The following is a 23,482-nucleotide window of genomic DNA, read 5'->3' as shown; positions in this document are numbered from 1 at the left end:
GGCCGCGCCCCAACGCGCTCTCTCCCCGACGGGGCGCGCCGCCGCGGTGGTGACCTTCTCTCTCCGCCTGGGCGCCAGCCATCGGTTCGACCGGCCCGCCAGCCTTCCAGGTTTCCCGCCACCCACGGTGCGCACGCGTTGCGCGCCGGGAAACCGAACAAGGACTGCCGTACCCCGATGATTCGCCCAACCCTGCTTACCTCCGCATTGTGGCTGGCCTGCGCAAGCATGGCCCAGGCTGAAACGCCTGCCGACGCCGCATCCGCCGGCACAGCGCCCACCCGCGAGTTCGAACGCATCCAGGTCACCGCGACCCGCAGCGAACGCGAGATCGCCGACGTGCCCAACACCGTCAGCGTGATCGACCGCGAACAGATGGACGATCACCTGGTACGCGACATCAAGGATCTGGTGCGTTACGAGCCGGGTGTCAGCGTCACCTCGAGTTTCGGCCGTTTCGGCATGGGCGGATTCCGCATCCGTGGCCTGGACGGCAACCGCGTGCGCATCCAGACCGACGGCATCGCCGTCGCCGATGCGTTCTCGATCGGCAGCTTCTCCAACGCCGGCCGCAACCTGGTCGACCTGGACACGATCAAGCAGGTTGAAATCGTGCGCGGGCCTTCGAGCTCCCTGTACGGATCCGACGCGCTCGGTGGCGTGGTGTCGTTCATCACCAAGGATCCCTCCGACTATCTGGGGGACGGGAAGGATGCCTACTTCGGCTTGAAGCTCGGCTACGAGGGCGACTGGAAGGGACTGTTCGGCAGCGCCACCGCCGCTTTCGGCGGCGAGCGCTGGAGCGGCCTGGCCGTGGTCGGCCATCGCCAGGGCAAGGAAACCGAGAACATGGGACGCGTCGGTGGCGAAGGCAGCCGCCGCACGCAACCCAACCCGCAGGAACGCGATGGCCGCAGCCTGTTGACCCGGCTGGTGTTCGCGCCGAACGAGCAGCAGCGCTTCCGCCTGACGGTGGAAGGCGCCGAGGACAAAACAGACACGAACCTGCTCAATGCGCTGGGCAGCCAAGGGCTGACCGGAGCATTCAACACCGCGGTCACGGCCCGCGACCGTCAGACCCGCGCGCGCCTGTCGCTGGCGCATGAATGGGATGGACTCGATGCCGGTTTTGCCGACAGCCTGGACTGGCAGATCTACCGGCAGGACAGCGAAACCACGCAGTACACCCACGAGGAGCGCACGCTGTCAACGCCGATCCTGCAGGACATCCGCGATCGCGTGTTCAATTTCGACCAGCGCACCTACGGTCTGCAGGCGAATTTCCGCAAGCATTTCGAAACCGGTGCCGCGCAGCACGATCTGAGCTACGGCGTGGACCTGGCCTGGACCCGCACCCGCCAGAAGCGCGACGGCGTGCGCACCTTCCCGCTCACCGGCGTGACCACGCCGGTGATGGCGCCCGACAGCTTCCCCGTGCGCGACTTCCCCAACAGCGAAAGCACGGTCGGTGCTTTGTACGTGCAGGACGAAATCGCGATGGCCGATGGCCGCCTGCGACTGATTCCGGGCCTGCGCGTGGATCACTACCGGCTCAAGCCGAAAGTGGACAACATCTTCGCCGAGGACAATCCCGGCGTTCGCGCGGTCAGCCTCAACGAGACCAGCGTCTCGCCCAAGTTCGGCCTGGTCTGGCACTTCAACGACGAATGGTCGCTGTTCGGCGGCTATGCGCGCGGCTTCCGTTCGCCGCCATACAACGACGTCAACATCGGCTTCACCAACGTCCAGTTCGGCTATACCGCCATCGCCAACCCCGATCTCAAGCCGGAAACCAGCGACGGCGTGGAACTGGGCCTGCGGTTCTCCGGCGATGCCGTCTACGCCAGCCTGACCGGCTACTACAACCAGTACGACGATTTCATCGAGTCCAATCGCAACATTGGCTTCAATACCGAGGGGCTGATGGTGTTCCAGTCGCAGAACATCGCCGAGGCCGAGATCTACGGCGTCGAAGTGAAGGCGGGCATCGACTTCGGCGCGTTGTCTCCGAGCTGGGACGGCTGGTCGCTGAGTGGCGCCGCGGCCTGGTCGCGCGGCAAGGACAAGACCGACGACACCTGGCTCGACAGCGTGGATCCGCTGACCGCCGCGCTGGGCCTGGCCTATGACCAGGCCCAGTGGGGCGTGGAACTGGCGGGCCGTTTCGTTGGACGCAAGACCCATGCGTCCGCCAGCAACCTCTATCGTCCGGGAGGCTACGGCGTGCTGGACCTCTACGCGCATTGGGAATTCGCGCCTGGTGCGAAGTTCAACCTGGGCGTCTTCAACCTGGCCGACCGCCGCTACTTCGATGCCGGTGACCTCGCCCTGGTGGTCGCTACCAGCAACACCCTGGAACGCTACACCGCGCCGGGCCGCACGCTGTCGGCCAGCGTGGCGGTGAGCTGGTAGCCATGGCGGCGCGCGCGCTTCCGCCGGAAGTCCGGATGCCGGGCGATTGGCGGGAGGCCGCGCGCCTGCCGCATCCGCATCAACTCGCCGCATTGGGCGCGGTGCTGTGCCTGTACCGCGCCGAACATGGCGGCGAACTGATCGGCTGGCAACAGGCCAACAGCGTGCGGGTCCGCGCGGGCCTGGACAGCGATGGCCTGCGCGAATCGCTGCAGTTCCTCGACGCCGGCGGCCGTTGCTGCTGGCGCCTGTTCCTGCTGCCCGACAGCGACTTCCTGGCCTGGGATCGCCTGCTGTCGCGTTGGCCGGAAGAGGCCGGCGCGGAATCCCCGGCCGGTGTCGGCGAGCGCTTGTGGCGCCGCCTCGCCGGTCGCCTGCGCGGTGAGCAGTGGCGAGCGGCGATCCTGCGCCTGCATGAACTGCCGGGCGAGGGCGGACGTCCGGTGCTGGCCGCCAGCCTGGCGCGGCTGTCCCCGCTCGGTGCCGCCACCGCGCGCGCGATTGCCCGCAACGAGGGCATCGACGATGAAACCCTGTCGGACGAGTGTTGCTGTCTTTCGTCCGCACCGTCGCGAATCCGCGACATGCCACACGGTAGCTACCCGGATGCCGTGATTTCCTGGAAGCCAAACGAGAGAACCCACGCATGAAATTCCTGCCTCTTATCCTCCTGCCGATGCTGCTCGCCGGTGCCGGCGATGTCGCCGCGCAGAATGCCGATCCCGCCCGTGACCGCCAGTCGATCCTGGCCATGCAGGGCGAGTACACGGTCGATTTCGCCTTCGACGAAACCGTACTGCTGCAGCCCGGCTACGAGCGCCAGGCGGCCATGCGCAGCGGTGGCGACGAGACCGTCATCGTGGTCGAGGACACCCCGCACCGGATCGTCCTGCAGCACATCCTGGTGGATGCCAAGAGCGGCCACGTCACCAAGCACTGGCGGCAGGACTGGATCTATGAGGCCCCGCAGCGCTTCGAATTCAGCGCCGATCAGACCTGGACCCGCCAGGCCATTCCTGCCGAGGTCACCCGTGGCGCCTGGACCCAGTGCGTCTACGAGGTCAGTGATGCGCCGCGTTATTGCGGCACCGGTCGCTGGGACTACCGCGACGGCCATGCGACCTGGACCAGCGATTTGTCCTGGCGTCCGCTGCCGCGTCGCGAATACACCCGTCGCAGCGACTACAACGCGATGTCGGTGGTCAATCGCCACACCCTGACCCCCGGCGGCTGGACCCACGAGCAGTTCAACACCAAGGTGCTGCGCAAGCCCGATGGCAGCGAAGTGCAGCTGGCGCGCGAGTTCGGCTTCAACGATTACATTAAGACCAGGGACATCGACTTCAAGCCGGCTTACGACTACTGGAAGGGCACCTCGGATTACTGGGCCCGCGTGCGCACGCGTTGGGAGCGCTTCCTGGAACGTGACACCGGCGTCCATCTCAAGACCAAGATCGACGGCATGGCGATGATCATCCCACTGTTCACCCAGGCCGGCGAAGCACAGGAAGGCAAGGCGATCAGCGATGAGGAAATCGACAAGGTGTTCGCGGCGTGGGTGGAACCGGCGCCGGCAGGCCGCACCGTCGCCAGGTAAACCGCCGGTGTCCGCGCCGTCGGTTCCGCCGTTGAAGCTGCTGCCGCTGATCCTGGCCAACGCGGCGTGCATGATGGCGATGAACGCGTTCATCGCCCTGTTGGCGCCACTGGCGCGGACGCTGGCGCTGAACGAATGGCAGGCCGGGGCGTCGGTGACCGTGGCCGGCGTGTTGTGGTTCCTGCTGGCACGGCCATGGGGAAGGCTGAGCGATCGCTGGGGACGCAAGCGGGTGATTGCCACCGGCATCGCCGGTTTCGCGGCGGCCTATCTGGCGCTGGCGGCCGGGATCCATTGGGCCCTGCTGACGCTGCCGGGAACACTGGCGGGTTTCCTGCTGCTGCTGGCGGGGCGCGGTGCGATCGGCGCGTTCTACGCGGCGGTACCCGCGGCGGCCAACGCGATGATCGCCGACCGCACGCCGATCGAGCGGCGTGCGGCCGCGATGGCGACGCTGGGCGCCTCCAGTGCCATCGGACTGGTGCTCGGCCCCTCGCTGGCCGGCTGGCTGGTGGGCGGGGGACTGGTGTTGCCGCTGTATGCGATGGCAGGGCTCGCGGTGGTCGCCCTCATCGTCGCGATGTACGGACTACCCGGCGGCGACGCGCCGCTGGCGCCGCGTGACGCGACGCCGGTGCGGATGGGGGACCCGCGCCTGCGGATGCCGGTGGTCGTCGCGCTGGTGGCGATGGGCAGTGTCGCCATCGCCCAGATCTGCGTGGGGTTCTATGCGATGGATCGCTGGGGGCTGTCGCGCGAGCACGCCGGACGCGTGGCCGGCTATGCGCTGACGGCGGTCGGAGTGGCGCTGATTGCCGCGCAGGTCGGCGTGCGCCGCCTGCAATGGCCGCCGCAGGTGTTGATCCGGCGTGGCGCGGTCGTGGCGATGCTGGGGTTCCTGGTCGCGGGCTTCACCGCGGCGCCCTGGCAACTGATCGCCAGCTACTTCGTGATGGCGCTGGGAATGGGGCTGGTGTTCCCGGCGTTCTCGGCGATGGCCGCCAACGCGGTGGCCGCGCACGAACAGGGAACCGTCGCCGGCACCGTATCCGCCGCGCAGGGCATCGGGATGGTGCTGGGACCGCTGGCGGGGACGCTGCTGTACGGCATCGCGCCGGCGGTGCCGTTCGTGGTCGGCGCTTTGATGTTGGCGTCGATCGCCTTTTGGGTCGGCACGGCCCGCGAGCCCGTCGTTGCCCTGCCTGCCGACGAGGCGGTGTGAGTCGGCCGCGGCGCTGAAAAAAATGCCCCGGAGAGCTCCGGGGCAGGGGATTCACACGAACGTTCTTGTCGGAATACTCAGACCGGCACGCCCGGTGACGGGGGCGGCGGCGGCGCAGGCGGTGCCTTGGGCATCGCAGGCGCCCGCGGCGCCGTCGGTGGCGCGGGAGGCCGCGGGAAGGGCGCTCTGGCGTCGCCGCTGTACTCGTGGATCCGGCCGTCGCGATCGACCATGACCACGTGCTGGCGGCGGTTCGAGATCACGACCGGAGGCGTGGGGGGCGCCGGTGGGGCAGGCACCGCGGCCGCGGCGGGCGGCGCGGGAGGCGCCGGCGGTACGGGTGAGGCGGGGGTTGGCGGCGCTGCCGGCGGAGCGGGCGGCGACGGGGGAGCGGGAATCCGCAGCGGCATGGCGCGTGGAATCCGGATCGAACTGGTCGCGGTCCGGCGATCGCGCAGATATTCCACCTTGACGGCGCTGTCGACCGGTTTTCCACGCAGGGCTTCCATCACCTCGCGCGGCGTCGCCACGTCCCGGCCTTCGATGCGGCGGATCACGTCGCCCGCCTGCAGGCCTTCCAGTTCCGGTCCCGTCGACAGCACCAGTACACCGCTATCGGTGCCGAAGTAGCGCCCCAGTTGCGGATCCACCGACGACAGGTTCAGTCCATTCCAGCGATAGGCTTCGGCCAGGCGCGGCATCAGGCAGTCCTTGCCGTCGGTGCAGTCGGTGAGTTCCCGCACCCGCATCAGTTCGCGCTGGATGTCCGGCGTGATCGCCAGCTCGGCGGGATTGAAGTCGAAGGTGCCGAAGTCGAAGTTGTCGACGGTGGCGAAACCCTCGCCCTCCGGCGACAGGACGATGCGTGTCCCGCGTTCGCCGGTGGAACCGTCGTCGGTGAAGACCAGCACCGGTCGGCCGGCCTGGGGCGTGACCTGCACGTCATGGGCGCCGCCGTCACGCTGGAACGAGATCTTCACCGGCACGTCCACCTTCAGGGTCGACAGCGCAGCGCGTGCGTTTTCCAGGCGCTGTTCCGGCGTACCACCCGCGATCGCCTTGCCGTTGATCTTCAGCAGCTGATCGCCGGAGCGCAGGCCGACCCGCGCCGCGCCGCTGTCCGGAGTGACGCCGGTGACGCGGACGCCGGTCCGAGAATCCGGTGCCAGCAGTACGCCCAGCATCGGGCGGCGCTCGATGCGCTGTCGCATCGCCGCCATTTCGTCGGCGCGCGAAAGTTCGGCCATGCGCCGGGCGGCACGCTGCAACTCCGCGCGCGCCGCATCCAGCTCCTTGCGTTGTGCTTCCTGCGCGGCGGCGCGCTGTGCCGCGACCCTCGCATCCTCCCGCGAAGCGGCGGCGTTGTCCTGGGCCTGGCTGGCGGAGGCCAGGCCTATGGCGATGGCGAGCGCTGCGATGCTCAGGTTTCGGGTATGGGATTTCATGATCACCTCGGATTGTTCCTCGTATTCCTCAATAGACCTGGGCAACCGCGCCATCGGCCGGGTAGCCGTTGGCCGCCATCCAGCGTTGTGTGCTTTCCACGCCGGTCAGGCGTTGCAGGACCGCGACCCGTTCGCGCCACAGGTCGACGCGGGTGGTGGGGGTCAGGTCCGGTTGTGACAGCGCGACATCGATACCGGCGACGCGTTCGTTCAGTGCCGCGCTCAGCGCCATCGCCGGACCGCTGGCCACGCGGTCATCACGGATCTGGGACAACAGCGCTTCCAGGCGCGCGGATTCGGCGTACAGCGTTTCCAGCGCGGCGGGTGCCCCCCCCGCCGCCGCGTCACCGCCTTCCATGGGCGCGGGTGCCCGTCCGCCCGCGTTGGCCAGCGCGCCGTCGGCGGGTTTGCTGTCGCGTGTGCCCGCGTTGGCAGCGCGTCGGCGCTCGGTCGCTTCGGGCGGTCCGGAAACACGCCGCGAACCGGTCGTCGCCAGTGGCGCGTCGCGCGGCGGCGTGTCCGCGAGCGGCGCGGGGGCCGGTGCATCCTCCCCGTTCGATGCGATGGCCGTTGCCGGATCGGGTGAGGGCGTGGGAGAAACGACCGGCGTCGCGGGAGGCTCCGCCGGAGTCGTGGCAGCGGGCGCGCGGGCCACCATCGTCGCCGACGGGTCGGGCGATGTGTCGCGCCACGGCACCGCCACCGCAAGCGCCAGGCAGGCGGCGGCCGCGGCCGGAATCCAGACACGCGCACGCGAACGCCGCGCCGGCAGGGCCGCGACGACCCGGTTCCAGCCGCCGGCGGGCGGAGCGTCCAGTGGCAAGGCGGCGAAGGCCTGGCCCCAGTCCTCGGGGGCAGGATTCCCCGGTTGGCGTGCATCAGGCATGGGCGGGTTCCTCGATTTGCAGCAGCGTCCGCAGGCGGCGGGTGCCGCGCGAGAGCTGCGATTTGGAAAAGCTGGGGGTACGTTGCATCAGCCGGGCGATTTCCTCGTGCGTATAGCCTTCGGCGTGGTAGAGCCACAGCACGCTGCGGGTCGCGGCCGGCAGCGCGCCAAGCGCCCGCTGCAGCAGGCCGGCATCGGCGGCGGCGGGTGGCAGGCGGCCGCCGTCTTCCGGCAGATCGTCCTCGTCCATGGCGATTTCCATGTCGAAGCGGCGGTTACGGCGCAGTTTCATCAGCGCCTCGTTGACCGCGATCTGCCGCAACCACCCCCAGAACGGACTGCCGCCGCGGAAATCGTCGAGGCGGTTGAAGAGTTTCAGCATGGTGTCCTGCAACACGTCGGAGGCTTCCTCGCGGTCGCCGCAGATGCGCAGCGCCAGGGTGAACACGGGCCGCTCGAACCAGCGGTACAACTGCTCGAAGGCGTCCTGCCGCCCCGCGCGGGCGCGGGCCAGGAGGGTGTCGGGCACGTCGATGGCAAAGCTGGATACGGGTGGCATGCATTCATCCAGATGCCGGGGGCGGCAAAAGGGTCGCAGCCGGCTCACATTTGCCAGATCCCGGACCGGCGGTACCCCGGGGCCGTCTATACTCCCCTATAACTAAGGACAGAAGGGGGTAATGATGTTTTCTTCGGGTCTGACCACGTTCGTGGTCATCGCAATCGCCATCTTCATCGTCGTCACCTTCCTCAAGGGCGTACGGGTGGTGCCGCAGGGGTACGAGTTCACCGTCGAGCATTTCGGCAAGTACACCCACACCATGTCCCCGGGGCTGCACTTCCTGATTCCGTACATGCAGGGGGTGGGACGCAAGGTCAACATGATGGAACAGGTGTTCGAGGTGCCGTCCCAGGACGTGATCACCAAGGACAACGCCGTGGTGAAGGTGGATGGCGTGGTGTTCTTCCAGGTGCTGGATGCGGCCAAGGCGGCCTATGAGGTGGCCAACCTGGACCAGGCGATGATCGCGCTGGTGCAGACCAACATCCGTACCGTCATCGGTTCCATGGACCTGGACGAGTCGCTCAGCCAGCGCGAAACCATCAACGCCAAGCTGCTGGGCGTGGTCGATCACGCCACCAGCCCGTGGGGCGTTAAGGTCAACCGCATCGAGATCAAGGACATCCAGCCACCGCGCGATCTGGTCGATTCGATGGCGCGGCAGATGAAGGCCGAACGCGACAAGCGTGCCTCGATCCTGGAAGCGGAAGGTTCGCGCCAGTCGGAAATCCTGCGCGCCGAGGGCGAGAAGCAGTCGGCGATCCTGGAGGCCGAGGGCAAGCGCGAGGCCGCCTACCGCGAGGCCGAGGCGCGCGAGCGCCTGGCCGAAGCGGAAGCCAAGGCGACCTCGCTGGTGTCCGAAGCCATCGCCAAGGGCGACGTGCAGGCGATCAACTACTTCATCGCGCAAAAGTACGTGGAGGCGTTCAAGGAGCTGGCGACCGCGCCCAACCAGAAGTTCGTGCTGATGCCGATGGAGGCCAGCGGCGTGATCGGTTCCATCGCCGGCATCGCCGAACTGGCCAAGGACGCGTTGAGCCAGCAGCAGGCGTCGATCGGGTCGCGACCGCCGCGCATCGGGGGCTGAGATGAGTCTCAAGTTCGCGATCTGGGCTGGCGCCGCGCTGCTGCTGTTCGCGGCCGAGACGATGGCGCCTGGCGCCTTCATGCTCTGGTTCGGTTTCGCCGCCTCGGCAATGGCGCTGGCCGTGCTGCTGCTGCCGGAACTGGGCTGGCTGTGGCAGGCGATCCTGTTCTCGGTGTTCGCGGTCATCTCGGTCGGCGTCTACCTGAAATGGTTCCGGGGGCGTGGCCGCCGCAGCGACCAGCCGTTGCTGAACCGCCGCGCCGAACAGTTGATCGGCCGCGTGCTGGAACTGGATCAGGCCATCGCCGGTGGCCTGGGGCGGGTCAAGGTGGACGATGCGTTCTGGTCGGTCAGCGGTCCGGACTTGCCGGTCGGCGCACGCGTCCGCGTGGTCGCCGTGGACGGCATGGTCCTGAAGGTGCAGGCACACTGATCCGTGCGCCACCGGCCAGGCCGAGCGCCTGGCCGGTGCGATGCCCGGCCATTCCGTGGCCGCGAGCCGGGGAACCGTCGCCACTTCCTTGCGCCGGGGCGCATTCCCGCAAACCCTCCGTCAAGTCACATCGGGCATTCGCCGCCCATGCGGTGGCGTCGGGGGCGTGGCCGCTCTCCATCTGGGATAATGGCGTTCTTTGCCCGGGAGCGGCCATGACCAAGAAGACCATCCTCAACGACACCCATCGCGCGCTCGGCGCCAAGATGGTCGATTTCGGCGGCTGGGACATGCCGATCCACTACGGCTCCCAGATCGAGGAGCACCACCAGGTGCGTCGCGACGCCGGCATGTTCGACGTCAGCCACATGACCGTGGTGGACCTGCATGGTCAGCGCACCCGCGAATTCCTGCGCCATCTGGTCGCCAACTCGGTCGACAAGCTGAAGGTGCCGGGCAAGGCGCTCTATACCTGCATGCTGGATGCCAGCGGCGGGGTGATCGATGATCTCATCATCTATTTCATGGATGACGCGTTCTTCCGCCTGGTCGTCAACGCCGCCACCCGCGACAAGGACCTGGCGTGGATCCAGTCCCAGGCCGCCGCGTTCGAGGTCGAAGTGAGGGAGCGTCCCGAGTTCGCGATGATCGCCGTGCAGGGCCCGACCGCCCGCGCGAAGGTCATCGGCCTGCTGCGCGAATCCGATCGCGCCGCCGCCGACAAGCTGTCGCGGTTCGCCGCGGTGCAGGCGCAGAGCACGGCCGGCGTGCCGCTGTTCGTCGCCCGCACCGGCTACACCGGCGAGGACGGTTACGAGATCGTCCTGCCGGAACAGGACGCGGTCGGGTTCTGGAACGCGCTGCTGGAAGCAGGGGTGAAGTCTGCCGGCCTCGGCGCCCGCGACACCCTGCGCCTGGAAGCGGGCATGAACCTGTATGGCCAGGACATGGATGAATCAGTCTCTCCCTACGAGGCCGCGCTGGCCTGGACCGTTGCCCTGGACGCGGGCCGCGACTTCATCGGCCGTCCGGTGCTGGAGCAGCAGAAGGCGGATGGCGCGCCGCGCCAGATGATTGGCCTGGTGATGGATGAGAAGGGCGTGCTGCGGCACGGCCAGAAGGTCCTGACCGCCAACGGCGATGGCGAGATCCTGTCGGGCACGTTCTCGCCCACCCTGGGCAAGGCCATCGCCTTCGCGCGCGTGCCGGCCGGCGAGCCCGGTGTGGTCCGCGTGGACATCCGCGGCAAGGAAGTGCCGGTGCGGGTGGTGAAGTTCCCGTTCGTCCGCGACGGCCAGGCCCAGCCCGGCGTGCTGGGCGAATGACACGAGGGTGGCCCGGCTTCGGCCGGGCCACTTTCATGCCCGGCATAAGCAGCTAAACTAGCGTCCTCTTTCCCGCCCACCCGTTACAAATCCGGAGTAGCCAACATGAGCGAGATTCCCGGCGATCTCAAATTCCTGAAGTCCCACGAGTGGGCCCGCGCTGAAGGCGATCGCCGCGTCACCGTCGGCATTTCCGATCACGCGCAGGGCCTGCTCGGCGACCTCGTCTATGTCGAACTGCCGAACGTCGGCGACCGCGTCGAGGCCGGCAACGCCAGCGCCGTGGTCGAGTCGGTGAAGGCGGCGTCCGACGTGTACAGCCCGGTCACCGGCAAGGTGATCGAGGTCAACGCGGCGCTGGCCGACAAGCCCGAAACCATCAACGAGGATGCCTATGGCGAAGGCTGGATCTTCGTGGTGGAAGCCGAGGAGCCGGAGCAGCTCAACGAGCTGCTGTCCCCCGACGACTACGCCGAGCTGCTGGAAGACGAGGACCACTGAGTCCGGCATCTTCACCCAGCCTGGACCGGCCGCCTCGCGCGGCCGGTTTTTTTTTGCCTCCCGTCCGGCAACGTCATGACGGACGGGAGGCGCGATGCAGGTGAATCGGGAGCGCGGCGTCCGGAGCCGGGTGACGGAATTCCGTCGATGGTTTTCTTCCATGCCTCGCCGCGGGCGATCCGCTCGTCGACGCGAACGGTGCCGACGACGGTGCCGGACGCGACCGGCGATGCCGCCAGACGGATGCCGGCATGCATCGTCGGCCATCCATCCGACGTCGTCGAAGCGTCGTCGGACGACCGCGAAGGCGGTCGCGAAAGCGGATTTTTTTTGCGCAGATCCGCGCAATCGGGCTTGTGCGCCGCCCCAAACCGGACCGTCCGGCGGAAAAATTTTTAGGTGCCGTTTAGCCCTCAGCCGCCACCTTCGCGATGCTGTCGCGGGGAGTGCGAATCATGATCCGGATTCCGCATCACGCGAAGGCATGTCAAAAAAACGCTCGTTTTTGCGCTTTTTTTTTCTTGCCGCTTCAGCGCCGACATTGCTGGCGGGATCCGTTACCGCGATTTCCCATCCTCGTTCGCCGCCATCCCGGCGGGCAGGCGGCGGCGGCGGCCCCAAAAAAATTTCGCCGAGGTGTTGACACGTCCAAAAACCGTGATTAGGTTTCGCGCAGCAGAGAGTGCTGCGGAAGCGAGTGAGTCGGATCAATACGACAGCGCGAGTGACAACAAGGCCAATCGTCCCAGCCCAGGCAGCGGCGGACGCAGGGCCCGCTTCCCCCGAAAAAAAGACCAGCACCATCCATTCCGCACCCGTGTCGCCCGGCGACCCGGGTGTTTTCGTATTTGTAGGGGACCACGTCAGAAGGGTCCCGACAAAAGAATCCGGTTCAACGCGCCTGGCGCGTCGACGGTTGCCTGCGGGTCCGACTCCCGCGGCCAATTCCGCAACTGGGCCTGCCTTCGGGCAGAGGTGTCGTACCCCGATGTACCCAATCCAAGTTCACTGACGAGGAGCCATCACATGGCAATGAAGAAAGCTGCTAAGAAGAAACCTGCCAAGAAGGCCGCCAAGAAGGCGACCAAGAAGGCAGCCGCCAAGAAGACCGTGAAGAAGGCCGCCAAGAAGGCTGCCAAGAAGGTCACCAAGAAGGCCGCCAAGAAGACCGTGAAGAAGGCTGCCAAGAAGGTTGCCAAGAAGCCGGCCAAGAAGGCAGCGAAGAAGACTGCGAAGAAGGCCACCAAGAAGGCTGCCAAGAAGGTCGCCCGCAAGCCCGCCAAGAAGGCTGCGAAGAAGGCTGCCAAGAAGGCCACCAAGAAGGCTGCCAAGAAGACCGTGAAGAAGGCCGCCAAGAAGGCTGCCAAGAAGCCGGCCAAGAAGGCTGCGAAGAAGGCCGCCAAGAAGCCTGCCCGCAAGTCCAAGAAGAAAGCGGCTCCGGTCGCGCTGCCGGCCACCCCGGCTCCGCTGATCTAAGCCAAACCCCGATTAGCCGTATCCATCAGACTCTCTCCCTGTGCCCAGCAGGGGGAGAGTTTTTTTTTGCGCGGGATTAAGCTGGCGGCCGTCGAAGCGGAGGAATGACATGAAGTTGCTGAAATGGGCCCTGGGCATTTTGGTCGTGCTGGGCGTGGTGCTGGTGGCCGGAAGCCTGCTGCTGCCGGCGCGCAGCCACGTCGAACGTTCCATCACCATCCAGCGACCGCCGGCGGAAGTGTTCGCCACCCTCAATTCGTTCCGCCGCTTCAACGAGTGGTCGCCCTGGTTCGCCGCCGATCCGCAGGCCAAGTACACCTACGAAGGCCCTGCCGAAGGCGTGGGCGCCGGCATGCGCTGGTCCGGCAACCAGGCGGTCGGAACCGGCAGCCAGCGGATCACCGGCAGTCGCGCGCCGGAGCAGGTGGTCGTCGCCCTGGATTTCGGTGGCCATCCTTCCATCGCCACCTACACGCTGGTGGCCGAGGGCGGCAACGCGACCCGGCTGACCTGGGCCTTTGACACCGAGCACGGCTACAACCCGATATCGCGCTGGTTCGGCCTGCTGTTCGACCGCATGATCGGCGCCGACTACGAGCGCGGTCTGGCCCGGCTCAAGACGCTGTTGGAGCGGACGCCCGCCCGCTGACGGAATCCGCCCCGGAACGAACACGCCCCGCGGTTGCGGGGCGTGGACGGAACACAACGCGGGCTGGAAAATCTCAGCGCGGCGACGCAGTGGCCTGGCTGGCGGCGGCGCCGCTCTTGTTGTCCGGCTGCGGCGAATCGGCCATCAGCAGATCGCTGGTATCCATCGGCGTGTCCAGCCACTGCTGCGGCGGCAGGCCCATCGCGCGGTCCAGGATCGTCGGCAGCAGGCCGGACGGCACCGAGCTGTCGCTGTTCCAGAGGATGGCGATGCCCAGGTCGCGCTCGGGCACCAGCGCGACCATGCCGCGATAACCCTGCACGGCGCCGGCGTGGAAGACCACCGGGTGGCTGGCGTAGTCGAACACGCGCCAGCCCAGCGCATAGCCGGCGGAATAGATGCGATCGCGGCGCCAGCCGGCGCGCATTTCGCCCGGCGTGGACACCAGCGAGGCATGCAGCGTGGCCAGCAGCGGCGCGGGCAGCACGTCCTGGCGATGTCCGGTCTGCGCGACCAGCCACTGCGCCATATCGCTGATGCTGGCGTTGACGCCGGCCGCCGGGGCCAGACGGTAGTAGGTGGGCTTGGGCGTCAGTGCGACCCAGCCATTGCGGCTGCGCACGTGCGGACGCGCCCAGCGCGCGCTGTTCTCGATGCCTTCCAGGCCCAGGCTGGCATCGTTCATGCCCAGCGGCTTGAAGATGCGCTTGTCGACGGCCTGCTCGTAGAAGCCGCCGGTGGCGGCGAACACGACGTCGCCGAACACGCTGAAGGCGACGTTCTGGTAGGCGTAGCACTGGCCGGGCACGCAACTCATCGGTGCGTAGGCCAGCTTCTGGGTCACCGCGTAATAGTCGGCATTGCCCTCGATGTCGCGGTCGAAGGCGTTGTGGGCCTGTAGACCAACCCGGTGGCTCAGCAGATCCGCCACGGTCACCTGGCGCGTGGCCATGGGATCACTGAGGCGGAAGTTCGGTACGTAGTCGGCCACCCGGCTGTCCCAGCGCAACGAGCCGTCGTTGACCAGCAGGCCGGCCAGGGTCCCGGCGAACGCCTTGGAGAGCGATGCCAGCCGGAACACGGTGTGCCCGTCGATCGTCTGCGGCGCGCTGACGTCGGTGACGCCATAGCCCTTCGCCGTCAGTACGCGGCCGTTGTGAACGATTGCCAGGGCCAGACCGGGAACGCGTTCGCCCAGGGTCAGCTGTTGCGCCATCGCCTCGAAGCGCGCGACGTCGAAACCCGGCGCAAGCGCGGGTGCCGATGCGGTCGCGGCGGCAACCGTGGTGGCCTGAGCGGCGGGAACCGGAGTCGCGGCGGCCGGGGCCGGCGAGACTGCGCCGGCGGTGCCGGCAGGTGGCGTCTGGGCCGTGGAAGCCAGCGTCAGAGGTATCAGCAGTCCGAGCAGCCCAATGCGGAACGGGCGCAACGGCCGCCGAGTTACCTTCTTCTTCATGTACTGATCGCCTGCGCAACGGTTGCTGGACGCGATAATAACGTTGCTGTTTCAGATTGCACAAATGGCGGCAACTTCCGCACGCATGTCGTTCATCTAGTTGAAGATCCGAGTGTTGTCCGTCGCATTTTTGACGCGCCCTGTTCAGCTCCCTGAGCAGGCATTTCAGCCGCGGATTCAGCGCGAAGCGCGGAGGAGATCGTGCCCACGGATGAGGTCGGCGGCACGTTCGGCAATCATCATTGTCGGTGCGTTGGTATTGCCGCCGATGAGGGTGGGCATCACCGAGGCATCGATCACCCGCAGTCCGCCGATGCCGTTCACGCGCAGCTGCGGATCCACCACTGCGTTGCCGTCGTTGCCCATCCGGCAGGTGCCGACCGGGTGATAGACCGTCTCGGCCTTTGCGCGCACGAACGCCGCCAGCCCGGCGTCGTCCAGATCGTCGCGGACCGGGAAGATCGGCGCGCCGCGGTAGTCGTCGAACGCGCGCTGGGCGAACAACTCACGCGACAGCCGTGCGCATTCGATCATCATCTTCAGATCGAAGCCTTCCGGATCGCTCAGGTAGTTGGCCTCGATGCGCGCCGGGGTGCGCGCATCCGCGTCCTCCAGGCGGATGCGGCCACGGCTGCGCGGGCGGAGGAAGCAGGCATGCAGCGTGTAGCCATCGCCGTCCAGGCGATGCCGGCCGTGGTCGTCGAGCATGGCCGGCACGAAATGCAACTGGATATCGGCTTGCGGATCGCGCGCCAGCGACGAGCGCACGAATGCGCCGGCTTCGGCGATGTTGCTGGTGCCGGGGCCGCGATGCCCGCGCAGGAAATAGTCGAAGGCCGTCTTCAACTCGCTGGTACGGTCGTAGGTGACCGGCCGGATCGAATGCCGCAGCGTGCAGATGTCCAGGTGATCCTGCAGGTTCAGGCCGACCTGCGGTGCATCCATCTGTACCGTGATGCCGCGCTCGCGCAGGTGATCGGCCGGTCCGACGCCGGACAGCATCAGCAACTGCGGCGAGTTGATCGCGCCTCCGGACAGCAGTACTTCCTGCTCGGCGCGTACCCGTATCTCGCGGCCCCGATGGGCATAGGCCACGCCGACCGCGCGACCGTTCTCGATCAGGATGCGGCGGGCCAGGGTGCCGGTGAAGACTTCCAGATTCGAGCGGTGCCGCACCGGATGCAGGTAGGCCACGGCCGAGGAACAACGCGCGCCGTCCTTCTGGGTGACCTGGTAGAAACCGAAGCCCGGCTGCCGCGGCCCGTTGAAATCGTCGTTGCGGGAGTAGCCAGCCTGCTGTCCCGCCTCGATGAAGGCTGACGACAGCGGATTGGTGTAGCGCAGGTCGGACACGTACAGCGGCCCCTCGGCGCCGTGCAGCGCGTCGGCACCGCGGCTGTTGCGCTCGGAGCGCTTGAAGTAGGGAAGCACGCCCTGCCAGTCCCAGCCATCGGCGCCCGCCGCATCCCAGCCGTCGTAATCCGCCGGCACGCCGCGCACGTAGCACATCGCGTTGATCGAGCTGGAGCCGCCGAGTACCTTGCCGCGCGGCCACCACAGGCGCCGGCCATCGAGTTGCGTCTCCGGCACGGTGTCGTAGTTCCAGTTCACGCCCTTCTGGCCGACCAGTTTGGCCAGTCCGGCCGGCATGTGGATGAAGGGATGCCAGTCGCGGGGACCGGCTTCCAGCAGCAGCACGCGGCAGGCGGGATCTTCGGAGAGGCGGTTGGCGAGCACGCAGCCGGCCGAGCCGGCGCCGATGATGATGTAGTCGTACACGCGAGGGCCTGCAACGGGAATGAGTCGACGCTATCGGGCGGGGATAGAGCAAATGCTCGGCGGGAGCTGCGCGGGCGGGGCGATGGCGACCTTGCTTCGCACCGATGGAACGTTGTGGCGCCGGAAAACGCTGGCGATGTTGCAGTGCATCGGATACCTTGCGCGCGTGACGCCGGCCGCAGTGCCCGTCCTTCCCATCCCGGCGGCCAGGCGACGGCAATCCGCATGAATTCTCCCGCTCACGAAGCCTCCCGTCCCGCCGGCTTTCGCCAGGTGATTTCGCAACTGGGCGTGGATTCCCCGGCCCTGTGGTGGTCGCTGCTTTATTTCTTCTGCCTGCTCAGCGGCTACTACGTCCTGCGCCCGGTACGCGACGCGATGGGCGCCTCGGGCGATGTCGCGGCGGTGTTTCCCGCCCGGTTGATCGGCTGGGCCGGGCAGCACGGCATCGACCTCAAGGACTTCACCCTGCAGGTGCTGTTCACCGGCACCTTCGTCTGCATGGTGCTGCTGCAGCCCATCTATGGCGCGCTGGTGTCGCGATACCCGCGGCGGGTGTTCCTGCCGGTGGTGTACCTGGCCTTCATCGCCTGCCTGGGGTTCTTCTATTGGGCCTTCAACCGGGAACTGCCGGGACGCGGCGCGGCGTTCTTCATCTGGGTGGCGGTGTTCAACCTGTTCGCGGTCTCGGTGTTCTGGAGCTACATGGCCGACGTCTTCGACAACGAGGACGCGAAGAAGGTCTATGGCTACATCGGCGCCGGCGGCACCACCGGCGCGCTGGTCGGCCCGACGATCACCAGCCTGCTGGTGGAACGCATCGGGGTGGGCAACCTGCTGCTGGTCTCGGCGCTGTTCCTGGCGCTCTGCCTGCTGTGCATCCTGCGCCTGCGGCCGTGGGCGGTGCGCCGCGAACAGCGCAACCGCGAGGCCAGCGGCGAGGACGCGATGGGCGGTTCGGTGCTGGCCGGCCTGCGGCTGGTCTGGCGGGAACCGCTGCTGCGCTCGCTGGCGATGCTGATGTTCTTCGGGGTCGGCGTCGGTACCCTGCTGTACAACGAGCAGGCGGCGATCGCGCGGCAACTGGCGCAGGACGCTTCCCGGACCGCGTATTACGCCAACCTGGACCTGGGCGTGAACCTGCTGACCATCCTCGTGCAGGTGTTCCTGACCCGTTGGCTGCTGCGCCGGTTCGGCATCGCACCGCTGCTGCTGATACCGGCCACCGCCATCCTGCTGGGCTACGCGCTGCTGGCGGCCGCACCGCTGCCGGCGCTGATCTGGGTGGTCCAGGTGGCGACCCGCGCGGGTGAGTTCTCGCTGGCCAAGCCAGCCCGCGAAACCCTCTACACCCGGGTCGATCGCGAATCGCGCTACAAGGCCAAGGCGGTCATCGATACCGTGGTCTACCGCGGTGGCGATCTCAGCTTCGTCTGGTTGCACAAGGCGCTGTCCGCGCTGGGATCCAGCGTGGTGTTCCTGGTCGGCATCGGCGTGGCCGCCGGCATGACCCTGGGTGCCTGGCGCGTGATCCAGGCGCAGCGCCGCTTGCCGGAGTCGGCGCCGGCCGCCAGCGATGGCCGGCCGGCCTGAGGTGGGGACAATGGCGGTCGGACAGGCAAGGCCGTCCAACCAACGCCTGGAAACCGGACGCGACGCCATCCTCGCGTCCATGCCATGCCACCCGCTCCAACAGGAACCAGCTGAACGTGCGCGCGACGCGAACGGGCTCATTTGGCTATCCTGTCGAGGCCGCCGCGCTGGATTAGAGACATGCTGATTGCCGTATCGCTGAGCTTCCTGGTCGCCTTGTTGCATCTGTACTTCATGGTGCTGGAGATGTTCCTGTGGACGCGCCCGATCGGCCTGAAGACCTTCCGCAACACGCCGGAGAAAGCCGCGAACACACGGGTGCTGGCAGCCAACCAGGGTCTCTACAACGGCTTCCTCGCCGCCGGCCTGCTGTGGGGCCTGCTCAGCCAGCAGTGGAACGTGGTGGTGTTCTTCCTCGTCTGCGTGGTCGTGGCGGCGCTGTACGGCGCCTACAGCGTGAGCCGGCGGATATTCTTCGTGCAGGGCATGCCCGCCGTCGCCGCGCTTGCCGCCATCTTCTTCGGCTGACTGGCTTTTCCTTGTAGGAGCGACGTCAGTCGCGACCGAGTGCCGTCCGGGATGACGATTTCCGGTCGCGACTGACGTCGCTCCTACAGGGAAGAAAGGCCCAGCGGCAGCGCGAACAACAGCGCTCCCAGCACGAACAGCGCGGTCAGCAGGTGCAGCAGCCAATGATGGCGCCGCAGGAACACGAACTGTTCGATCGTCCGCCCGACCCAGAACAAAGCCATGAACGCCAACACCGCGCGCCCCAGTGCGCTGTGTTGCAACTCGCCGGTGAACGCGAAGCAGGCCGCGCCGATGCCGAGGAACAGGTAGATCAGCCGGAGATTGAGGATCTGGGTAATCGCGCGGGTGGCGAATCCGACCCGGGCCAGTTCGTCCTTCCAGCGGAATAATGTCCAGAACGCCAGGTGGAACAGGGCAAAACCCAGGCTATGGATGCCCGCGAGCCGGACCAGCCAGTCGCCGGTGGCATCCATGGGGTCAGCCGCCCGCGCGCGACGGCCGCGGCGACACCCACATCGCGATGCGCGCGCGAAACACCATTTCGCCCTGCGGATTGTTCACCACCACGTCCATTGGCAGCTCGTAGCCTTCCTCCGCGGCGTGTGGCGGGAAGGCGGGAGTGGCGACCGCATGCATCGTGCCGACCGCCTTCTTCAGGTATTCCACGGTCATGCCGCGTGGAATCCAGCGCATCGAAGTCGGGATGCTCACGTCGGTGGTCAGGCCGCCGACGAATTCGGCCAGGTTGCACAGCGCGATGGCGTGCACGGTGCCCAGGTGGTTGGTGACGCTGCGGCGGTGGGAAATCGTCGCCTCGCCGCGATTCGGCTCCAGACGGGTGATGCGCGGGCGGATGCTGGCGAAGTAGGGCGCCTTGAAACAGATCAGGCGCGAGAACAGCCAGTGGCCGAACGGCCGCGTGGAAAGTCTGCGGTACATCGACAGGACGGATACGGTCATGGCGGCTCCATGCAAGGACGGCGAGCCGAAGCTCGCCGTCGCGGGTGTTGCGGGTCAGGCCGCGGCGCGTGACTTGTCGCCGGGCTGGTGCCGGTCGTAGTAGCTGGCCGCGCGCAGCTCGTGCGCATCGAAATCGTCGACGGTGATGGTGTCCAGCGTCATCGTGCGCAGCTCTTCCAACTGCTTGCGTTCTTCCGCGGTGATCCAGCCTTCGCGCACGCCCTCGTCCAACTGGCTGGCGAAGTCCAGCGCCTCGATGCCCTTGGTCTTCAGCGCCTTCAGGAACTTGCGCTCCACCGGCTCGGCCAGCACGGCCTTGGCCAGGTAGCTGTTGATGCGGCCGGCCGGGTTGTTCTCGCAGGGCGTGGTGAACACGCCCTTGGCCAGGCGGTCACGCGCTTCGTTGGGCGTCATCAGCAGGGCGGCGGCACGGTGGCCCAGGCGGTCGCCCGGTGCGTGCGCGCGGCGGCCCCACGGGAAGATCAGCGCCCACATCAACCAGCCGATCGGACGGATGGGGAAGTTGCGCAGCGCCGCCGACAGCGCCAGTTCGATCTGGTGCACGCTGTCGTGGAAGGCCCAGGCCAGCAGGGTGCGGTCGGCGGCCGGCGCGCCTTCGTCGTGGTAGCGCTTGAGCATCGCGCTGGTCATGTACAGATGACTGAGCACGTCGCCCAGTCGACCGGACAGCGATTCCTTGAACTTCAGTTTGCCACCCAGGGTCAGCATCGAGATGTCGGCCATCAACGCCAGGTTGGCGGAGTAGCGATCCATCTTGCGGAAGAACCGGCGGGTGTAGTCGTCGCCCGGGGCCGCGCCGATCCGCGAGGCGGTCAGGCCGAACCAGAACGAACGCACCGCATTGGAAATCGCATAGCCGATGTGGCCGAACAGGTTGCGGTCGAACTCGTTGGTGCCGACGACCGTGTCCAGGTTCTGCGCCGCCTTCATTTCCTTCAGCACCCACGGGTGGCACAGGATCGCGCCCTGGCCGAAGATCAGCAGGCTGCGGGTCATGATGTTGGCGCCTTCCACCGTGATCGCGATCGGCGAGGCCTGCCAGGCACGACCGACGAAGTTGCGCGGTCCGAGGATGATGCCCTTGCCGCCGACCACGTCCATCACGTCCTTGACCACGTCGCGGCTCATGTTGGTGCAGTGGTACTTGGCGATCGCCGACGGCACCGCCGGCTTCTCGCCACGGTCCACGGCCGCCGCGGTCGCTTGCGACAGCGCGCTGATCGCGTAGGCCTTGCCGGCGATGCGGGCCAACGCCTCCTCGACACCTTCGAAACGGCCGACCGACAGGCCGAACTGCTTGCGGATGCGCGCGTAGGCACCGGTGACGACCGCGCCCATCTTGGCGCCGCCGCTGGCGGTGGAGGGCAGGGTGATCGAGCGGCCGATCGACAGGCACTCGCTGAGCATGCGCCAGCCTTCGCCGATGCCCTTCTCCTCGCCGATGATCTGCGACAGCGGCAGGAACACTTCATGTCCGCGCACCGGACCGTTCTGGAACGGCGAGTTCAGCGGGAAGTGGCGGCGGCCGACTTCCACGCCCGGGGTATCGCGCGGCATCAGCGCCAGGGTGATGCCCAGGTCGCGCTTGTCGCCCAGCAGGCCGTCCGGGTCGTACATCCGGAAGGCCAGGCCGATGATGCTGGCGACCGGCGCCAGGGTGATGTAGCGCTTGTCGAAGGTCAGTTTGATGCCGACCACCTTGGCGCCGTCCCAGTCGCCCTCGCAGACGATGCCGTAGTCGGGAATGGAGGTCGCGTCGGAACCGGCGAACGGTCCGGTCAGGCCGAAGCACGGCACTTCGCGGCCATCGGCCAGGCGCGGCAGGTAGTAGTCTTTCTGCTGCTCGGTGCCGTAATGCATCAGCAGCTCGCCCGGACCCAGCGAGTTGGGCACGCCGACGGTGGAACTGACCACGCTGGAGACCGAGGCCAGCTTCTGGATCACCTTGTGGTGGGCCAGTGCCGAAAAGCCGAGGCCACCGTAGGACTTGGGAATGATCATGCCGAAGAACTTGTTCTTCTTGATGAACTCCCACATTTCCGGCGGCAGGTCCGCGTGGACGTGGGTGATTTCCCAGTCGTTGGTCATCCGACACAGGTCCTCGACCGGACCGTCGAGAAAGGCCTGCTCTTCGGCGGTGAGTTCCGGCTTGGGCTGGGATAGCAACTGGTTCCAGTCCGGATCGCCGGAGAACAGCTCACCCTCGAAGCCCACCGAACCGGATTCCAGCGCGATGCGCTCGGTCTGCGACAGCGGCGGCAGGATCTTGCGGTAGAAGGTCAGCAGCGGCGCGGTGATCAGCGGTTTGCGGATGCCGGGAATCAGCAGCGGCACCGCGATCAGCGCGACGATCGCACCGGCGACGAGGGTGGCCGTGGGATTGGCGCCCAGCAGCCAGCAGGCCACCAGCAAGGTGGCGGTGATCGCTGCCCAATAGGCCAGCCGCAGGCGGTGATAGGCCGCGAACGCGCCCGCCAACAGGAAGGCGAGGAAGGGGGCTAGGATGCTCATGGACTTGCTCCGGTTGCGGATCCGCTTTCGGCGGACGATTCGGTGGGGGCTGGCGCGAAGGACGCCTGCGGCGACCGCAGTTCGGCCAGGTACTCGAGTACGGCGGCGGTGAAGGCGTCGTTGTCATCGCCGGCCACCATGTGGGTGGCGTCCGGCAAATGGACATGCTGCGCATGGGGAACCAGCGCGCAAAACTCCTCGACGGTCCTTGCGGAGACCAGGTCGCTGCGTCCGCCGCTGATCAGCAGGACCGGACAGCGGATGCGGCTGGCGGCTTCTGCAAGCGCATCCTGGTGCTGCTCGCTGTCACGGGCCAGTTCGTCGATCAGGCGCGGGTCCCAATGCCAGTGCCAACGGCCGTTCGCGTCCGGGCGCAGCAGCGTGCGCAGTTCGGCCGGCGACTTGCGGTTGCGACGATGCGGCAGGTACGCGGCGATGATGTCGCTGGCCTGTTCCGGCGACTCGAAACCGTCGGGAAAGGCGGTCATGAAACCGAGGATGCGCTCCAGGCCCGCCGATTCCCAGCGCGGGGTGATGTCGACCAACACCATCGCCCGCAGCAGGCCGGGCCAGCGCGATTCGGCGATCAGGCCGAACAGCCCGCCCATCGAAGCGCCCACCAGGACCGGTGCCTGCGCCTGCTCGCCGGCGACGATAATCAGGTCGTCGGCGAACTGCTCGCCGACGTAGGGCAGATCGACAGGATTCCGTTGCGAGTCGCCATGGCCGCGGGCGTCATAGGCGAGCCCGGCATAGCCGTTCGAGGCGAGGGCCTGTGCGGTTCGCATCCAGGCATGACGGGTCTGGCCAAAGCCATGCGAGTAAATCAGCGCGGTTTCCGCCTGCAATGGGGCGGGTGAGGCAAATCGGCTGGCGGCGAGACGCAGATCGCCAGCTCCGGTCAGCCCCAGCGCTTCGCCGACACCGGTTGCGGAGTGGGACACGGCAGGAGAGGAGACATCGACCATACGGACTAGTATGGGCTTGCCCGTTTAGAGCAGTCAATCGGTCGGCGGGATTCCCGGGCATTGCAAGC

22 protein-coding genes are annotated in these 23,482 nt (G+C 67.3%); 12 read left to right on the top strand and 10 right to left on the bottom strand.

The genetic code is table 11. The features are described 5' to 3' along the window. Positions 1-228: 228 nt before the first annotated feature. Genes FG323_RS07425 through FG323_RS07410 form a run of 4 tightly spaced genes read left to right on the top strand, consistent with a single transcriptional unit; the run spans position 229 to position 5,231 of the window. Entirely contained in the window at positions 229-2,412 is a 2,184-nt protein-coding gene (locus FG323_RS07425) for a TonB-dependent hemoglobin/transferrin/lactoferrin family receptor (RefSeq protein ID WP_255470140.1), read from the top strand. A gap of 35 nt (positions 2,413-2,447) precedes the next feature. Then, the gene (locus FG323_RS07420; protein WP_255470091.1) at positions 2,448-3,062 is read left to right on the top strand and encodes a Hemin transport protein; all 615 of its coding nucleotides are present in this window, start codon (positions 2,448-2,450) and stop codon (positions 3,060-3,062) included. Positions 3,063-3,088: 26 nt separating this feature from the next. Continuing rightward, positions 3,089-4,009: a DUF6607 family protein gene (locus FG323_RS07415; RefSeq protein WP_141454579.1), complete on the top strand. Its 921-nt coding sequence runs from the start codon at positions 3,089-3,091 to the stop codon at positions 4,007-4,009. Positions 4,010-4,016: 7 nt separating this feature from the next. Beyond that, positions 4,017-5,231: an MFS transporter gene (locus tag FG323_RS07410; protein ID WP_220094133.1), complete on the top strand. Its 1,215-nt coding sequence runs from the start codon at positions 4,017-4,019 to the stop codon at positions 5,229-5,231. 77 nt (positions 5,232-5,308) lie between these two features. Here the strand turns inward: FG323_RS07410 and FG323_RS07405 are convergent, their stop codons facing one another. From FG323_RS07405 to FG323_RS07395, 3 genes are read right to left on the bottom strand one after another with little or no spacing between them, the layout of a single operon-like run. Next, positions 5,309-6,676, bottom strand: coding sequence for a PDZ domain-containing protein (locus tag FG323_RS07405; protein ID WP_181444119.1), 1,368 nt, complete (start codon positions 6,674-6,676; stop codon positions 5,309-5,311). A 28-nt stretch (positions 6,677-6,704) separates the two neighbouring features. Further along, positions 6,705-7,562 (bottom strand): hypothetical protein, encoded by an 858-nt coding sequence (locus tag FG323_RS07400; protein ID WP_141453888.1) that lies wholly within the window; start codon positions 7,560-7,562, stop codon positions 6,705-6,707. After that, positions 7,555-8,121: a sigma-70 family RNA polymerase sigma factor gene (locus FG323_RS07395; protein ID WP_141453887.1), complete on the bottom strand. Its 567-nt coding sequence runs from the start codon at positions 8,119-8,121 to the stop codon at positions 7,555-7,557. The genes FG323_RS07400 and FG323_RS07395 overlap by 8 nt, the downstream gene beginning before the upstream one ends. Before the next feature lie 124 nt (positions 8,122-8,245). Between FG323_RS07395 and FG323_RS07390 the strand changes: the two genes are divergently transcribed. The 4 genes from FG323_RS07390 to gcvH all read left to right on the top strand — a co-directional run bounded on the left by FG323_RS07390 (position 8,246) and on the right by gcvH (position 11,470). Beyond that, positions 8,246-9,211, top strand: coding sequence for an SPFH domain-containing protein (locus FG323_RS07390; protein ID WP_141454578.1), 966 nt, complete (start codon positions 8,246-8,248; stop codon positions 9,209-9,211). Position 9,212: 1 nt separating this feature from the next. Then, a complete protein-coding gene (locus FG323_RS07385) occupies positions 9,213-9,644 on the top strand; it encodes an NfeD family protein (protein ID WP_141453886.1) in 432 nt (143 codons plus the stop codon). Positions 9,645-9,859: 215 nt separating this feature from the next. Further along, a complete protein-coding gene (gene gcvT / locus FG323_RS07380) occupies positions 9,860-10,969 on the top strand; it encodes a glycine cleavage system aminomethyltransferase GcvT (protein ID WP_141453885.1) in 1,110 nt (369 codons plus the stop codon). A gap of 105 nt (positions 10,970-11,074) precedes the next feature. Then, the gene (gene gcvH, locus FG323_RS07375) at positions 11,075-11,470 is read left to right on the top strand and encodes a glycine cleavage system protein GcvH (protein WP_141453884.1); all 396 of its coding nucleotides are present in this window, start codon (positions 11,075-11,077) and stop codon (positions 11,468-11,470) included. 11 nt (positions 11,471-11,481) lie between these two features. On the opposite strand, the gene FG323_RS07370 is transcribed toward gcvH, so the two are convergent. Next, a complete protein-coding gene (locus tag FG323_RS07370) occupies positions 11,482-11,727 on the bottom strand; it encodes a hypothetical protein (RefSeq protein ID WP_141453883.1) in 246 nt (81 codons plus the stop codon). Positions 11,728-12,496: 769 nt separating this feature from the next. Between FG323_RS07370 and FG323_RS19840 the strand changes: the two genes are divergently transcribed. Then, on the top strand, positions 12,497-12,946 hold the full coding sequence (locus FG323_RS19840) for a histone (protein WP_141453882.1): 450 nt from the start codon (positions 12,497-12,499) through the stop codon (positions 12,944-12,946). Between the two features lie 109 nt (positions 12,947-13,055). Beyond that, positions 13,056-13,595, top strand: coding sequence for an SRPBCC family protein (locus FG323_RS07360; protein WP_141453881.1), 540 nt, complete (start codon positions 13,056-13,058; stop codon positions 13,593-13,595). A gap of 73 nt (positions 13,596-13,668) precedes the next feature. Here the strand turns inward: FG323_RS07360 and FG323_RS07355 are convergent, their stop codons facing one another. Both FG323_RS07355 and FG323_RS07350 read right to left on the bottom strand, forming a co-directional pair. After that, positions 13,669-15,051: a serine hydrolase domain-containing protein gene (locus tag FG323_RS07355; protein WP_141453880.1), complete on the bottom strand. Its 1,383-nt coding sequence runs from the start codon at positions 15,049-15,051 to the stop codon at positions 13,669-13,671. Between the two features lie 177 nt (positions 15,052-15,228). Further along, positions 15,229-16,830, bottom strand: coding sequence for a choline dehydrogenase (locus FG323_RS07350; protein WP_141453879.1), 1,602 nt, complete (start codon positions 16,828-16,830; stop codon positions 15,229-15,231). A gap of 225 nt (positions 16,831-17,055) precedes the next feature. On the opposite strand from FG323_RS07350, the gene FG323_RS07345 reads away from it, so the two are divergent. Together FG323_RS07345 and FG323_RS07340 are read left to right on the top strand one after the other, a co-directional pair. Then, entirely contained in the window at positions 17,056-18,423 is a 1,368-nt protein-coding gene (locus FG323_RS07345) for an MFS transporter (protein WP_141453878.1), read from the top strand. 180 nt (positions 18,424-18,603) lie between these two features. After that, complete coding sequence (locus tag FG323_RS07340; protein ID WP_141453877.1) at positions 18,604-18,951, top strand: DUF1304 domain-containing protein; 348 nt, start codon at positions 18,604-18,606, stop codon at positions 18,949-18,951. A gap of 83 nt (positions 18,952-19,034) precedes the next feature. Here FG323_RS07340 and FG323_RS07335 read toward each other — a convergent pair whose 3' ends face one another. The 4 genes from FG323_RS07335 to FG323_RS07320 are packed head-to-tail and all read right to left on the bottom strand — an operon-like array spanning position 19,035 to position 23,414. Continuing rightward, positions 19,035-19,427: a hypothetical protein gene (locus FG323_RS07335; protein ID WP_141453876.1), complete on the bottom strand. Its 393-nt coding sequence runs from the start codon at positions 19,425-19,427 to the stop codon at positions 19,035-19,037. A 4-nt stretch (positions 19,428-19,431) separates the two neighbouring features. Further along, complete coding sequence (locus FG323_RS07330) at positions 19,432-19,914, bottom strand: hotdog fold domain-containing protein (protein ID WP_141453875.1); 483 nt, start codon at positions 19,912-19,914, stop codon at positions 19,432-19,434. Between the two features lie 54 nt (positions 19,915-19,968). Then, positions 19,969-22,446, bottom strand: coding sequence for an acyl-CoA dehydrogenase (locus FG323_RS07325; RefSeq protein WP_141453874.1), 2,478 nt, complete (start codon positions 22,444-22,446; stop codon positions 19,969-19,971). Beyond that, positions 22,443-23,414: an alpha/beta fold hydrolase gene (locus tag FG323_RS07320; protein WP_141453873.1), complete on the bottom strand. Its 972-nt coding sequence runs from the start codon at positions 23,412-23,414 to the stop codon at positions 22,443-22,445. Before FG323_RS07320 ends, FG323_RS07325 begins: the two co-directional genes overlap by 4 nt. Positions 23,415-23,482 lie beyond the last annotated feature (68 nt).

The sequence above is a fragment of the Pseudoxanthomonas sp. z9 genome (assembly GCF_006542425.1).
In the GTDB taxonomy this organism is placed as follows: domain Bacteria; phylum Pseudomonadota; class Gammaproteobacteria; order Xanthomonadales; family Xanthomonadaceae; genus Pseudoxanthomonas_A.
Note: the sequence above shows the minus strand (reverse complement) of the source record. Positions and strands in the feature narration are given on the sequence as shown.